The organism is Cellulomonas chengniuliangii, assembly GCF_024508335.1.
GTDB lineage: Bacteria > Actinomycetota > Actinomycetes > Actinomycetales > Cellulomonadaceae > Cellulomonas_A > Cellulomonas_A chengniuliangii.
This window is the reverse complement of record NZ_CP101988.1, coordinates 1,265,984-1,279,435: the sequence shown is the minus strand read 5'-3', so window position 1 is coordinate 1,279,435 and position 13,452 is coordinate 1,265,984. Positions and strand designations below refer to the sequence as shown.

Annotated in this window: 13 protein-coding genes; 3 read left to right on the top strand and 10 right to left on the bottom strand. The window is 73.1% G+C overall.

What is annotated here, in order from left to right; genetic code table 11:
• Window positions 1–16: 16 nt before the first annotated feature.
• The 7 genes from NP064_RS05945 to NP064_RS05915 form a co-directional block, all read right to left on the bottom strand.
• Window positions 17–1,300, bottom strand: coding sequence for a hemolysin family protein (locus tag NP064_RS05945; protein WP_227568704.1), 1,284 nt, complete (start codon window positions 1,298–1,300; stop codon window positions 17–19).
• Window positions 1,297–1,749, bottom strand: a complete 453-nt coding sequence (gene ybeY / locus NP064_RS05940; protein WP_066587727.1) for an rRNA maturation RNase YbeY — start codon at window positions 1,747–1,749, stop codon at window positions 1,297–1,299. Before ybeY ends, NP064_RS05945 begins: the two co-directional genes overlap by 4 nt.
• Complete coding sequence (locus NP064_RS05935; protein ID WP_227568703.1) at window positions 1,746–2,747, bottom strand: PhoH family protein; 1,002 nt, start codon at window positions 2,745–2,747, stop codon at window positions 1,746–1,748. Before NP064_RS05935 ends, ybeY begins: the two co-directional genes overlap by 4 nt.
• 110 nt (window positions 2,748–2,857) lie before the next feature.
• Window positions 2,858–3,637: a 16S rRNA (uracil(1498)-N(3))-methyltransferase gene (locus tag NP064_RS05930; protein WP_227568702.1), complete on the bottom strand. Its 780-nt coding sequence runs from the start codon at window positions 3,635–3,637 to the stop codon at window positions 2,858–2,860.
• Window positions 3,638–3,639: 2 nt separating this feature from the next.
• A complete protein-coding gene (gene dnaJ, locus NP064_RS05925; protein WP_227568701.1) occupies window positions 3,640–4,764 on the bottom strand; it encodes a molecular chaperone DnaJ in 1,125 nt (374 codons plus the stop codon).
• A 30-nt stretch (window positions 4,765–4,794) separates the two neighbouring features.
• Window positions 4,795–5,817, bottom strand: coding sequence for a heat-inducible transcriptional repressor HrcA (gene hrcA, locus NP064_RS05920; RefSeq protein ID WP_227568700.1), 1,023 nt, complete (start codon window positions 5,815–5,817; stop codon window positions 4,795–4,797).
• 51 nt (window positions 5,818–5,868) lie between these two features.
• Window positions 5,869–7,326 carry an MFS transporter gene (locus tag NP064_RS05915; RefSeq protein ID WP_227568699.1) on the bottom strand — a complete coding sequence of 486 codons (1,458 nt, stop codon included), beginning with the start codon at window positions 7,324–7,326 and terminating at the stop codon, window positions 5,869–5,871.
• 100 nt (window positions 7,327–7,426) lie between these two features.
• Between NP064_RS05915 and NP064_RS05910 the strand changes: the two genes are divergently transcribed.
• Complete coding sequence (locus NP064_RS05910; protein ID WP_227568698.1) at window positions 7,427–8,290, top strand: DUF3097 domain-containing protein; 864 nt, start codon at window positions 7,427–7,429, stop codon at window positions 8,288–8,290.
• A 15-nt stretch (window positions 8,291–8,305) separates the two neighbouring features.
• On the opposite strand, the gene NP064_RS05905 is transcribed toward NP064_RS05910, so the two are convergent.
• On the bottom strand, window positions 8,306–8,971 hold the full coding sequence (locus NP064_RS05905; RefSeq protein ID WP_227568697.1) for a hypothetical protein: 666 nt from the start codon (window positions 8,969–8,971) through the stop codon (window positions 8,306–8,308).
• Between the two features lie 520 nt (window positions 8,972–9,491).
• Between NP064_RS05905 and NP064_RS05900 the strand changes: the two genes are divergently transcribed.
• Both NP064_RS05900 and NP064_RS05895 read left to right on the top strand, forming a co-directional pair.
• Window positions 9,492–9,887 (top strand): DUF4870 domain-containing protein, encoded by a 396-nt coding sequence (locus NP064_RS05900; RefSeq protein ID WP_227568696.1) that lies wholly within the window; start codon window positions 9,492–9,494, stop codon window positions 9,885–9,887.
• Window positions 9,884–10,267: a DUF4870 domain-containing protein gene (locus NP064_RS05895; RefSeq protein ID WP_227568695.1), complete on the top strand. Its 384-nt coding sequence runs from the start codon at window positions 9,884–9,886 to the stop codon at window positions 10,265–10,267. Before NP064_RS05900 ends, NP064_RS05895 begins: the two co-directional genes overlap by 4 nt.
• Window positions 10,268–10,345: 78 nt before the next feature.
• Here the strand turns inward: NP064_RS05895 and hemW are convergent, their stop codons facing one another.
• Both hemW and lepA read right to left on the bottom strand, forming a co-directional pair.
• Window positions 10,346–11,578 (bottom strand): radical SAM family heme chaperone HemW, encoded by a 1,233-nt coding sequence (gene hemW / locus NP064_RS05890; RefSeq protein WP_227568694.1) that lies wholly within the window; start codon window positions 11,576–11,578, stop codon window positions 10,346–10,348.
• A gap of 6 nt (window positions 11,579–11,584) precedes the next feature.
• The gene (gene lepA, locus NP064_RS05885) at window positions 11,585–13,444 is read right to left on the bottom strand and encodes a translation elongation factor 4 (protein ID WP_227568693.1); all 1,860 of its coding nucleotides are present in this window, start codon (window positions 13,442–13,444) and stop codon (window positions 11,585–11,587) included.
• Window positions 13,445–13,452: the final 8 nt, after the last annotated feature.

Genomic DNA, 13,452 nt, shown 5'->3' with positions numbered 1-13,452 from the left:
TCGGGTGGCTCCAGTGTCAGCGTCGTGAGGGGAAGTCGTCATGGTCGTCGGGCTCGTCGGCCTCGTCGTCTCGGGTGATGCGGCTCGCGAGGATGGTGATGATCTGCTTGCGCCGGCCGCCAGCCTGCTCGGCGACCAGGTGCAGTCCGTGGATCTCCCCCACCGACCCGGGCAGGGGGACCTTGCCCAGGGCCTTGGCCAGGAGGCCGCCGGCGCTGTCGACGTCGTCGTCCTCGACCTGCAGGCCGAACAGCTCGCCGAGCTCGTCCTTGCCGAGCCGCGCGGGGACGCGGATGACGCCGTCGCCGAGGTCCTCGACCGCGGGCCCGGAGCGGTCGTGCTCGTCGGTGAGCTCGCCGACGATCTCCTCGAGGGCGTCCTCGATGGTCACGAGCCCGGCGATGCCGCCGTACTCGTCGACGACGATCGCGATGTGCGACGAGCCGGCCTGCATCTCGCGCAGCAGCTGGTCGACGGGCTTGGACTCGGGGACGAACACCGGGGGCCGGGCGATCGACGCGGCGGGCGCCGACGCGGCTTGGGGGTCGTCGGCGAGCCGCCGCACCAGGTCCTTGAGGTACAGCACGCCTCGCAGGTCGTCGACCGAGTCGCCGACCACCGGCACCCGCGAGTAGCCGGAGCGCAGCAGCAGCGACTGCGCCTTGCGCAGCGGCGTGTCGGCGCCGGTGGTCACCATGTCGGTGCGCGGCACCATCACCTCGCGGGTGAGCGTGTCGCCGAGCTCGAGCACCGAGCGGAACATGTCCCGCTCGTCGTCCTCGATCACGTCCGACTCGCTGACCCGCTGCACCATGTCACGCAGCTCGTCCTCGGCCTCGACGGTCCGGCCCGCGGGCGCGGCACGGGCGAAGCCGCCGACCACCGTCGAGACGACGAGCAGCAGCCGCGAGAACGCGACAAGCACCGTGACCGGGTGCTGGCGCCCGAGCGTGCGCGGGCTCACCCGCACCAGCAGGTAGGCCACCAGCGCGCACAGCACCCCCGCGACGATCAGCACGGTCCACCACGGCCAGCCGCTGGACGCCACGATCAGGGTGAGGCAGACGGTGGCGGTCATCTCGCAGAGCAGGCGCACGAACGCCGCCGACGAGGAGACGCGCACCGGGTGCTCGACGACCTTGCGGACGCGATCGGCTGCGGCGTGGCGCGTGCTGTACAGCTCGGTGACGGCGGCGCGGGTCACCCGGAGCACCGCCACCTCACTGGCGCTCAGCGCGGCCGCCAGCAGGATCCCCACCACGGCGAGGACGAGCAGGAGCCCGACGGGCGGTTGCGTCATCGACCGGCCAGGAACGTCAGAAGGAGCTGGCGCTGCAACGCGAACATCTCCTTCTCCTCCTCCGGCTCGGCGTGGTCGTACCCCAGCAGGTGCAGGATCCCGTGCGTGGTCAGCAGCAGGAGCTCCTCGGCCGTGGAGTGCCCGGCCACCCGGGCCTGCTCGGCAGCCACCTCGGGGCAGAGCACCACGTCGCCAAGCAGGCCGGCGGGCGTCTGCTCGCCCTCGCGCCCGGGGCGGAGCTCGTCCATCGGGAAGGAGAGCACGTCGGTGGGGCCGGGCTCGTCCATCCACTGCACATGCAGCTCGGACATGACGTCCGTGCCGACGAGCAGGATGGACAGGTCCGTCTGCGGGTGGACGTGCATGGCATCCAGCACGTAGCGGGCGAGCGCGGCGAACTCCGCCTCGTCGACCTCGGCGCCGGACTCGTTGTTGACCTCGATGCTCATGACCTGTCCCAGCGCGCGTACGCGTCGATGATGTCGCTGACGAGCCGGTGACGAACCACGTCGGACGACGTCAGCCGGCAGAACTCGACGTCGTCCACGTCGGCGAGGACCGACTCGACCGTGCGTAGCCCGGAGGCCGTCGCGGCGGGCAGGTCGACCTGGGTCACGTCTCCCGTGACCACCACCTTGGAGCCGAAGCCCAGGCGGGTGAGGAACATCTTCATCTGCTCGGTCGAGGTGTTCTGCGCCTCGTCCAAGATGATGAAGGAGTCGTTGAGGGTGCGGCCGCGCATGTACGCGAGCGGCGCGACCTCGATGGTGCCCGCCTCGATGAGCCGCGGGATCGACTCGGGGTCGATCATGTCGTGCAGCGCGTCGTACAGCGGGCGCAGGTACGGGTCGATCTTGTCGTTGAGGGTGCCGGGCAGGAACCCGAGCCGCTCTCCCGCCTCGACCGCCGGCCGGGTGAGGACGATCCGGTTGACCTGGCGCGCCTGCAGGGCCTGCACCGCCTTGGCCATCGCGAGGTACGTCTTGCCGGTGCCGGCCGGCCCGATGCCGAACGTGACGGTGTGCCGGTCGATCGCGTCGACGTAGTCCTTCTGCCCGGCGGTCTTGGGGCGGATGGTCCGGCCGCGCGAGGAGAGGATGTTGAACGAGAGGACGTCGGCGGGACGGCCCACGACTCCGTTGGCGAGCATCTCGACGGTCCGGGACACCACGTCGGGCGTCAGCGGCGTCCCGCTGAGGGCCATCTCGACCAGCTCGTCGACCAGGCGCGCGACGAGGGCCACGTCGCCGGCGGGCCCGGCCAGGGACACCTCGTTGCCGCGCACGTGGATGTCGACGCCGGTGAAGCCAGCCTCGATGGCGCGCAACACCTCGTCGCGGAGCCCGAGGAGCTCGACCATCGACACGGCAGGCGGGACGGTGATCCGGTGCTCGACCCGGGCGCCGCCCACGGTGCTCGCGCGCGGTGCGGATGTGCTCTCGGCCATGTGCTCGGCTTTCGCCGCTGCTCTCCTTCGGTCCAGGTGTCGCTCGACCTCCCCATCCTACCGATCACTGCGCGCCCTGACGCGCCTCGTCGGCTGGCGACGGCGGGCCGTCAGCCCCAGCGCCCGAGGCGCTGCGCGAGCATCGCCAGCGCGACCGGCCCCGCGGTGGAGGTGCGGAGCACGTGCGGGCCGAGCCGCACGGCGACGGCTCCCGCGTCGCGCAGGGCGCCCAGCTCAGCGGGCGAGATGCCGCCCTCGGGGCCGACCACCACCAGCACCTCGGGCGCCGGGGCGCCGGGCTCGCCGGCCGTGGGCAGCGGAGTGTCGGCGAGCGGCGCGCTCGCCTCCTCGTGCAGCACGAGCGCGACACCGCCGGCGGCGACCGTCGCCGCGACGCGAGCGGCCAGCGCCCGCCCGTCGACGGCCAGCCCCACGTCGGGGACCCGCGCGCGCCGCGACTGCTTCGCCGCCGCCCGGACCGTGCCGAGCCATCGCGCGCGGCTCTTGGCGGCGCGGTCGCCGCGCCACACCACGACCGACCGCTCGGCCTGCCACGGCAACACCGCGTCGACGCCCACCTCGGTCGCGGCCTCGATCGCGAGCTCGTCCCGGTCTCCCTTGGCGAGCGCCTGGACCAGCACCAGGCTCACGTCGGGGGCCGGCTCTCGGACCACGTCGACCACGTCGAGCCGCACGCCCTCGCCGCCCACCGCGGCCACGGTGCACTCGAGCCGGACGCCGGCGCAGTCGACGACGTCGACGCGCTCACCAGCGGCCCGGCGCTGGACGACGCCCGCGTGGCGCGCCTCGGCGCCCTCGAGCGTGTACGTCCCGCCAGGGGCGACGTCGTCCAACGAGCCCGGCGGCGCCAGGAAGACCGGAGCGCTCACCCTCAGCGCCCGGCGAGCTTCTCGCGGAGCTTGGAGAAGACCCCCGAGTGCGAGGCCGCGAGCCGGGTGTCCGGCCGCTCCTCGTCGCGAGCCATCGCCAGGCGCCGCAGCAGGTCCACCTGCTCGTCGTCCAGGTCGGTGGGCACCCGCACGTCGACGTGGACGTGCAGGTCGCCGCGACCGCCCACGTGCAGCCGCCCGACGCCCAGCCCCTTGAGGGTGACGACCTGGGCGGGCTGCGTGCCCGGTCGCAGGTCGACCTCGCGCGGGCCGTCCAGGGTCTCGAGGGTGAGCATCGTGCCGAGCGCCGCGGCGGTCATCGGCACCTCGAGCGTGCAGTGCAGGTCGTCCCCGCGCCGCACGAAGGTGTCGTGCTTGCGCTCCCGGATCTCCAGGTAGACGTCGCCGGCGGGTCCGCCGGCCGGGCCGACCTCGCCCTGGCCGGTCAGCTTGATCCGCGTGCCGGTGTCCACGCCCGCCGGGATGTCGACCTCGAGCGTCCGGCGCGAGCGGACCCGGCCCTCGCCCGAGCACTCCGGGCAGGGCTCGGGGATGACGGTGCCGAAGCCGTGGCACGCCGCGCAGGGCTGCGAGGTCATGACCTGGCCCAGGAACGAGCGCGCCACGCGCTGCACGCTGCCCCGCCCGCCGCAGGCGTCGCAGGTGCGCGGCGAGGTACCCGGCCGGCAGCACGAGCCCGAGCAGGTGGGGCACAGCACGGCCGTGTCCACGTGGACCTCGCGGTGGGCGCCGAACGTCGCCTCGGCGAGGTCGACGTCCAGGCGCACCAGCGCGTCCTGGCCGCGGCGGGCCCGCGGGATCGGCCCGCGCTGCGCGCTCTGGCCTGCGGCCGCGCCGAAGAACGTCTCGAAGATGTCCTGGAAGCCGAAGCCGCCGCCCATGCCGCCGCCGGGAGACGAAGGGTCGGCGCCCAGGTCGTACATCCGCCGCTTCTCGGGGTTCGACAGCACCTCGTAGGCGCGCGAGACCTCCTTGAACCTGTCCTCCCCGGCGCCCTCGCCCGCGACGTCCGGGTGGTGCTCGCGCGCGAGCCGCCGGTAGGCCTTCTTGATCTGCTCGGGGCTCGCGTCACGCGGCACGCCGAGGATCTCGTAGTAGTCGCTCACTGATCGCTTTCTGTGGGAGGCGGGGAGAAGTCAGCCGGCGAGGATGCGCGACAGGTATCGCGCGACCGCGCGCACCGACGCCATCGTGCCGGGGTAGTCCATGCGCAGGGGGCCGATCGAGCCGATCCGCGCCACCGTGGTCCCGTCCGCGCCGTAGCCGGTGGTGACGAAGCTCGTCTCGACGAGCCCCTCGTGCTGCGTCTCGCGCCCGATCCGGACCGAGACGGCCTCGGCGTCCTCGGCCATCTCGCCGAGCAGCCGCAGCAGCACCACCTGCTCCTCGAGGGCCTCGAGGACAGGGCTGATGGTGTGGGCGAAGTCCATGCCGCCGCCCCGGGCGAGGTTGGCCGTGCCCGAGAGCACGATGCGCTCCTCGCTGTCCTCGGCGAGCGTCTCCTCGACGATGCCGACCACGGCCCGGACCAGCTTCTCGTCGGCGAGGGCGAACGCGTCGGGCAGCCCGGACAGCACCTCGTCGAGGTCGGCCAGCCGGTGCCCGGCAGCTGCCACGTTCAGCCGGATGCGGAGGCGGGCGACCACGGCCTCGTCCGCCGGGGCCTCCAGCTCGATGGTCCGCTGCTCGACCCGCCCGTTGTCCGTGATGATGACCACGAGCAGGTGGCGCTCGCCGACCGGGACCAGCTCGAGGTGCCGCAGCGCCGAGCGGCGCAGCGACGGGTACTGCACCACGGCGACCTGCTGCGTCAACTGCGCGAGCAGCCGCACGGCGCGGTCCACCACGTCGTCGAGGTCCACGGCCTCGTCGAGGAAGCCCTGGATCGCGCGCTTCTCCGGCGCGGAGAGCGGCTTGACGGTCGAGAGCCGGTCGACGAACAGCCGGTACCCCTTGTCGGTCGGCACCCGTCCGGCCGAGGTGTGCGGCTGGGCGATGTACCCGCCCTCCTCGAGCGCGGCCATGTCGTTGCGGATCGTCGCGGGCGAGACGCCGAGCGCATGCCGGTCCGCGAGCGCGCGGGATCCGACGGGCTCGCGCGTGGCGACGTAGTCCTCGACGATCGCGCGCAGCACGTCGAGTCGACGGTCCTCGTTCATCTCACCTCCTGGCGCCTCGTGGGTAGCACTCCTGGGGCACGAGTGCCAATTCTACGCGGTCGCGCGAGCGGCGGTCCCGCCCTGCGGCGCGCCGCCCGTCGAGCGGGTGCGGGCGTCCACCAGGGCCACGACCAGGGCGACCGCGACCAGCGCCGACGTGACGAGGAATGCGCGCCCGACGGCGAGCCCACCGGCTCCGCCCGCGGCCAGCGTGGCGTAGAACACAGCGACGTTCACCGCGACGCCGAGCGCCGACCCGACCCGCTGGCCGAGCTGCAGCATGCTCGCCGCGACCCCCGCCGATCCGACCGGCACCCGCTCGAGCGTCAGCGTCTGGTTCGGCGCGATCACGAGCCCGCTTCCCGCGCCGGTGACGAGCTGGGTGGCCGCCACGACCCAGCCCACGGTCGCCCCGTCGAGCGTGCGGAACGCCAGGTCGGTGGCGGCGAGGCCGATCAGCACGAGGATCAGCCCGAGCACCACCACACGGCGCCCGTGCTTGACCACCAGCCGCCCGGACAGCGCCGCGGTCCCCGCCGACGCGATGGCGAACGGCATGCCGACCAGTCCCGCCTGCAAGGCCGTGTAGCCGAGGATGGTCTGCAGGTACAGCGTGATCACGAGGAACACCGCGGTGAACCCGGAGAAGTAGGCGAAGCCGAGCAGCGCGCCGTTGCGGAACGACCGTTGGCCGAGCACCGCCGGGTCGAGCACCGCGGCGCCGGTGCGGCGCTGGTACCGGCGCTCCCAGGCGACCGCGCACGAGCCCACCACCGCGGCCGCCGCCCACCACCACCACCGCGCCGGGTCGTCGCCCACGCCCGTGGTGGTCACCAGGGGCAGCATGAGTCCGACGGTGGTCAGGCCGATGAGCGCGAGGCCGACGTGGTCGAACCGCGCGGACCGCCGGGGCGCCGCGCGCGGCAGCCACCGCCAGGCGAGGGGCAGCACGACCGCCATGACGGGCACGTTGACGAAGAACACCCACCGCCATCCGGCCTCTGGCCCGGCCGCCTGGATGATGAGGCCGCCGATCAGCGGGCCCAGCGCGGTCGAGACCCCGATCGTCGCCCCGAACAGCCCGAAGGCCCTCGCCCGCTCGCCGCCGCGGAACAGCTCCTGGATCAGGCCGGTGACCTGGGGGTTGAGCACCCCCGCGCTCAGCCCCTGGAGCAGCCGCATCACCGCGAGCGCCCCGCCCGACGTCGCCAGGCCGGCGCCCAGGCTGGTCAGCGCGAAACACACGAGCCCCCCGATCAGGAGCGGCCGCCGCCCGCGCGCGTCGCCCCACCGGCCGGCGGGGACCAGCGCGAGCCCGAACGCGAGGGTGTAGCCGGCCACCACCAGCTGGAGCTGGCTCGAGCTCGCGCGCAGCGCCTCGTCGATCGACGGGAGGGCGACGTTGACGATCGACACGTCGAGCATCGTCATGAAGCCGACGGCCAGGCACACCGACAGGGCTCGCCATCGGCGGGGGTCCGGCGCGGGCTCTCCGGCGGACTGCGTCACCCGCCCAGTGGATCACAGGGCGGCGCGGCGGCGCCCTGCTGGACGAGGCATGCCGACGGCGCTCCGCCACCTGGGCGCGCGCCGCCCGTAGGCTCGTCCGGTGACCCACGACCGCTACGGCCAGGACGTCCTGTCAAGCGCCCAGCGCCCGACCCACCACCGCGCGCCCCGCGCCTCGACTCCGCAGGCCGCCGAGCCAGGCCTCGTGGTCGAGGAGGTCACCACCGGGTGGGTGGGCGCCGTGGTGCGGGTCGAGAAGTCCGGGGGCCAGCACGTGGTGGTGCTCGAGGACCGCAAGGGCCGCACCCGCACCTTCCCGCTGGGCCCTGGCTTCTGGGTCGACGGCGCCCCGGTGCTGCTGACCCCTCCGGCCACGGCGCCCGCGCCGGCGCGCCCGGCGCGGACCGCGTCGGGGTCCGTGGCGGTGCACGGCGCCCAGGCCCGGGTCGCACGGGGCAGCCGCCTGTGGGTCGAGGGCAAGCACGACGCCGAGCTCGTCGAGAAGGTGTGGGGCGACGACCTGCGCCTCGAGGGCGTCGTGGTGGAGCTGCTGGACGGGGTGGACAACCTGGCGGACGCGCTCGCCGATTTCCGGCCCGAGCCAGGCCGCCGGGTCGGGGTGCTCGTCGACCACCTGGTGCCCGGGTCCAAGGAGCAGCGGATCGCCGACGCCGCCCTGCGCACCGTGCGCCCGGGCACCGTGCTCGTGCTCGGCCACCCGTACGTCGACGTCTGGCAGGCGGTGCGCCCCGAGCGGATCGGGCTGCGCGCCTGGCCCACGATCGAGCGGGGCACGGAGTGGAAGCTGGGCATTCTGCGCGAGCTCGGCTGGCCGGCGGACGAGCAGGCCGATGTCGCTCGGGGCTGGCAGCGCATCCTGCGATCGGTGCGCTCCTACGCCGACCTCGAGCCGTCGCTGCTCGGCCGCGTCGAGGAGCTCATCGACTTCGTGACGGCTCCCTGACCCGGGACGCCGTCCTCACCCCGCGACGGGGGCGCCGAGCAGCCGCCGGTAGAGGTACGTCTCGGCCAGGACCACCAGCGGGATGGCCACGATCAGGCCAACCCCGCACAGCAACGCGCCGACGACCAGCGCCAGGAGCGCGGCCAGGCTGAACAGCACCATGGTGCCCGCGTTCTTGGTCACGAGCTGCGCGCTCGAGCGCAGGGCGTCGACGGCGTTCTGCCGCACGTCGATCACGAAGAACAGCGTGAACTGCAGGAAGAACCACACGACCAGCGCCCCGATGCCGCACACCAGCGACCCGAGCGACGTCAGCACGCCCACCAGCAGCGCGGCGAGCAGCACGTCTCCGAGGTTCGGGAACGTGAACATCGTGCGCAGCTCGAGACGCTCGCCGTAGCTGATCGCCAGCGCCCCGCGCACGATCGCCGCCTGGAGGATGTACGTGACGACCACCACCACCAGCGACACCAGGACGCTGCCCAGATACAGCCCGCCGCCGGCCGCCCAGGCGAGCCCGTCGGCGCTGGACCACCGCAGGCCGGCGTCCCCAGCCGAGAGCAGCAGATTCCACACCAGCGAGATCAGCAGCCCCGCCACGAGGTAGCCGATCACCGTGAGGAGGATGGGCCCGAGGTTCGCGCCGAATCCGCGCCAGCCCCATGCGAACGCCTCGCCCACCGATGGCGGCTGCTGGCCAGAGCCTCCGCGGCCCGGACCGGGCTGCTGCGGCGCGCTCCCCCACGGCCCGCCCGGAGGGGGCGGGTTCCAGGACCCGCCGTGCCCGGCTGGCGGTGGCGGCGGAGGCGGCCCGTACCCGCCCGGTGGCGGGTAGCCCCCCGGTGGCGGGTAGCCCCCCGGTGGCGGGTACCCGGGCGGCGCGGGCCGTTCCCCGGCGGCCCCCCCGTCGTGCGGGCGAGGGGCGCCAGGCTGGTCCGGGTCGTCCGGGGCGTCGGGGGTTCGCTCGCTCATCGTCAGCCTCCGCGCGGCCTCGCCGGATCGGGGAGCGGGCCGCACTCAGTCGGCCCAGGCTTCTCAACGTACGCCCGGGGCAGGGGTCGCGCCCGGTCGTGCCGAGCCGCCGGCCCACGGTGAGGCGACTCCGCACGCCGGGGCGCGCGGCCTCGGTAGAGTCCTGCCGCCGGGGGCGCTATGTCCCCGATCCCCCCATGCCGGGCAGCCCGGCCACCCAGGAGCAACCATGACGAGCGACTATCCCCCACCGCCGCCGCCCGGCACGCCCCAGGGCGTCTCCGAGAGCGAGGCGCGCACCTGGTCGGCCCTCGCCCACCTGGGCGGCATCTTCGCCTACCTCTTCATCGGATGGCTGCCGGCACTGGTCATCTGGCTCGTGTACCGGGACCGCAGCAACCACGTCGCGGTGGAGTCGAAGGTCGCGCTGAACTTCCAGCTCACGCTGCTGATCGGGCTGGTGGTGTGCTGGGTCCTCGGGCAGATCCCCCTGATCGGACTGATCGGCTTCCTGGGGCAGATCGCCCTGGGCGTCGCCAGCCTGGTGTTCTCGATCCTCGCGTTCGTCGCCGTCCAGCGCGGCGACCGCTACCAGTACCCCTTCTCCCTGGCCCTCGTCCGATGAGCGCCCACCAGCCGTTCCCCGGCCAGCCTCCGCACTACGGCCCGATCCCCCTGCGTCCTGACGAGGAGCGCACCTGGGCGATCGTCGCCCACATCGGCGGGCTCGTCCTCGGGTTCGTCGCCCCGCTGGTCGTGTGGCAGGTCTTCAAGGGCCGCGGCCCTTACCTGGAGAACCAGGCGAAGGAGGCGCTGAACTTCCAGATCACCCTGGCCATCGCCTACGCCGTCGCGATCCTGCTCGCGATCCTGACGCTGGGACTTGCCTCCCCCCTGGCCCTGGGGGTGAGCCTCGCCGGCCTCATCTTCATGATCCTCGCCGCCGTCGCCGCCGGACGGTACGAGTGGTACCGGTATCCGGCGACTCTGCGCCTGGTCTCCTGACCGGGTGGGCGGCGGGTCCCGGCGAGCGAGCCGGCCCCGCCGCCCCGTCGCTGGTCAATCAGCCAGTCGGTCAATCATTCAATCGGTCAGAGTGCGGACCACGGCGTCGGCCAGCAGCCGTCCGCGCCGGGTCAGCAGCGCCCGGCGCGGTCCGCCCGCGCCGAGGGCCGCGGCGCCGTCCAGCAGCCCGTCGGCCACCAGGCCGGCGACCGAGGTCCGGGCCTCCGGGCCCAGGTCGGCCAGCGGAAGGCCCTCCGCGAGCCGCACCCCCAGCATCACGCGCTCGAGCTGGGCTGCCTCGCCGGCGACGACCTCTCGGCCAGCGGAAGGGCTCAGGCCCCGCTCGAGGCGCTCGGCATAGGCGCGCGGGTGCTTGACGTTCCACCAGCGCACACCGCCCACGTGGCTGTGCGCGCCAGGACCCACGCCCCACCAGTCGTCGCCCCGCCAGTACGCCAGGTTGTGACGGCACCGGTCGGCGTCGGAGCGCGCCCAGTTGCTCACCTCGTACCAGCGCAGCCCGGCCGCGGCCAGCAGGTCGTCGGCCAGCTCGTACTTCGCCGCCTGGTCGTCCTCCGAGGGAAGGTCGAGCAGCCCACGCCGCACCTGCACAGCCATCTTCGTGCCGGCCTCGACCACGAGGGCATACGCCGAGACATGGTCGACGCCCGTCGCCAGGGCCGTCTCCACGCTGGCGCGCCAGTCGTCGAGCGACTCACCGGGAGTCCCATAGATCAGGTCGAGCGACACCTGCAGGCCCGCGTCGCGCGCCCAGCGGACCACGTCGGGGATCCGGGCGGGATCGTGCGTGCGCTCCAACGTCGCGAGCACGTGCGGCACGGCCGACTGCATCCCGAACGACACCCGGGTGAAGCCCGCCGCGGCGAGCGCCGCGAGCGACTCGGGCGTCACCGAGTCGGGGTTCGCCTCGGTGGTCACCTCGGCGCCGGGGGCCAGGCCCCACGTGGAGCGCACACCCTCGAGCAGCCGCGCCAGGTCTCCCGGCGGGAGCACCGTCGGGGTGCCGCCGCCGACGAACACCGTCGAGGCAGGCCGCGGGGGCAGCCCCGCCAGGACCCGGCCGCCCAGCTCGATCTCGCGCAGCGCCGTATCGGCGTACGAGGCCTGGCTGGCCCCGCCCCCGAGCTCGGTGGCGGTGTACGTGTTGAAGTCGCAGTACCCGCAGCGCACCGTGCAGAACGGCACGTGCAGGTACACCCCGAACGCGCGCTCGGCCGCCCCCTGCGCCGCCGATCCCGGCAGCGCGCCGTCGTCCGGTGGAACGTCTCCGTCAGGCAGTGCGGGTGACACGCGCGATCACTTCTTCGCCTTGTCCTTCGTCTCCGTCTGCTCCGAGGTGAGCGCGGCGATGAACGCCTCCTGGGGGACGTCCACGCGACCGATGGTCTTCATGCGCTTCTTGCCCTCCTTCTGCTTCTCGAGGAGCTTGCGCTTGCGGGAGATGTCACCGCCATAGCACTTGGCCAGCACGTCCTTGCGGATCGCGCGGATCGTCTCGCGGGCGATCACGCGCGCGCCAACGGCAGCCTGGATCGGCACCTCGAACTGCTGGCGCGGGATGAGGTCCTTGAGCTTGCCCGTCATCATGACGCCGTAGGCGTAGGCCTTGTCCTTGTGCACGATGGCGCTGAACGCGTCGACCTGCTCGCCCTGCAGCAGGATGTCGACCTTGACCAGGTCGGCCGCCTGCTCGCCGGTGACGTCGTAGTCGAGGGAGGCGTACCCGCGGGTCTTCGACTTGAGCTGGTCGAAGAAGTCGAACACGATCTCGGCGAGCGGGAGCTGGTAGCGCATCTCCACCCGCTCGGCCGAGAGGTAGTCCATGCCGAGCAGGTCGCCACGGCGCTGCTGGCAGAGCTCCATGATCGCGCCGATGTACTCGGACGGGGCCAGGATCGTGGCGCGCACCACCGGCTCGCGGACCTCGCCGATCTTGCCGCCCGGGAACTCGCTCGGGTTCGTGACCGTGACCACGGACTTGTCCTCGAGCGTGACGTCGTAGATGACGTTCGGCGCAGTCGAGATGAGGTCCAGGTCGAACTCGCGCTCGAGCCGCTCGCGGACGATCTCGAGGTGCAGCAGCCCCAGGTAGCCGACGCGGAAACCGAAGCCGAGGGCCACGGACGTCTCCGGCTCGTAGACCAGCGCGGCGTCGTTGAGCTTGAGCTTGTCGAGCGCGTCGCGCAGCACCGGGTAGTCCGAGCCGTCGATCGGGTACAGGCCCGAGAACACCATCGGCTTCGGGTCGGAGTACCCGCCCAGCGGCTCCGTGGCAGGCTTCGCCAGGTTGGTGACCGTGTCGCCGACCTTCGACTGGCGCACGTCCTTGACGCCTGTGATGAGGTACCCGACCTCGCCGACGCCCAGCCCCTTGGTGGGGACCGGCTCGGGGGACGTCACGCCGATCTCGAGGAGCTCGTGGGTGGCGCGGGTCGACATCATGACGATGCGCTCGCGCGGGCTCAGGCTGCCGTCCACGACGCGCACGTACGTGACCACGCCCCGGTAGGTGTCGTAGACCGAGTCGAAGATCATCGCCCGGGCCGGCGCGGCCGGGTCGCCGTGCGGGGCGGGCACCGTCTGCACGATGCGGTCCAGCAGCTCGGTGACGCCGACGCCGGTCTTGCCCGAGACCTTGAGCACGTCCTCCGGCTCACAGCCGACCAGGCCGGCGATCTCCGCGGCGTACTTCTCCGGCTGCGCGGCGGGCAGGTCGATCTTGTTCAGCACCGGGATGATCTGGAGGTCGTTCTCCATCGCCAGGTACAGGTTGGCCAAGGTCTGGGCCTCGATGCCCTGCGCGGCGTCGACCAGCAGCACGGCGCCCTCGCACGCCGCCAGCGACCGCGAGACCTCGTAGGTGAAGTCCACGTGCCCCGGCGTGTCGATCATGTTGAGCGCGTACGGCGTCAGGGCGCCGGCCTCGTCCTCGACCGCCCACGGCATGCGCACGGCCTGCGACTTGATGGTGATGCCGCGCTCGCGCTCGATGTCCATGCGGTCGAGGTACTGCGCGCGCATCGCCCGCGAGTCGACCACGCCGGTGAGCTGGAGCATGCGGTCGGCCAGCGTCGACTTGCCGTGGTCGATGTGCGCGATGATGCAGAAGTTGCGCAGCAGCTCGGGCGGGGTCGCTGCCGGCTGGATGCGCTGCATGCTCGTGG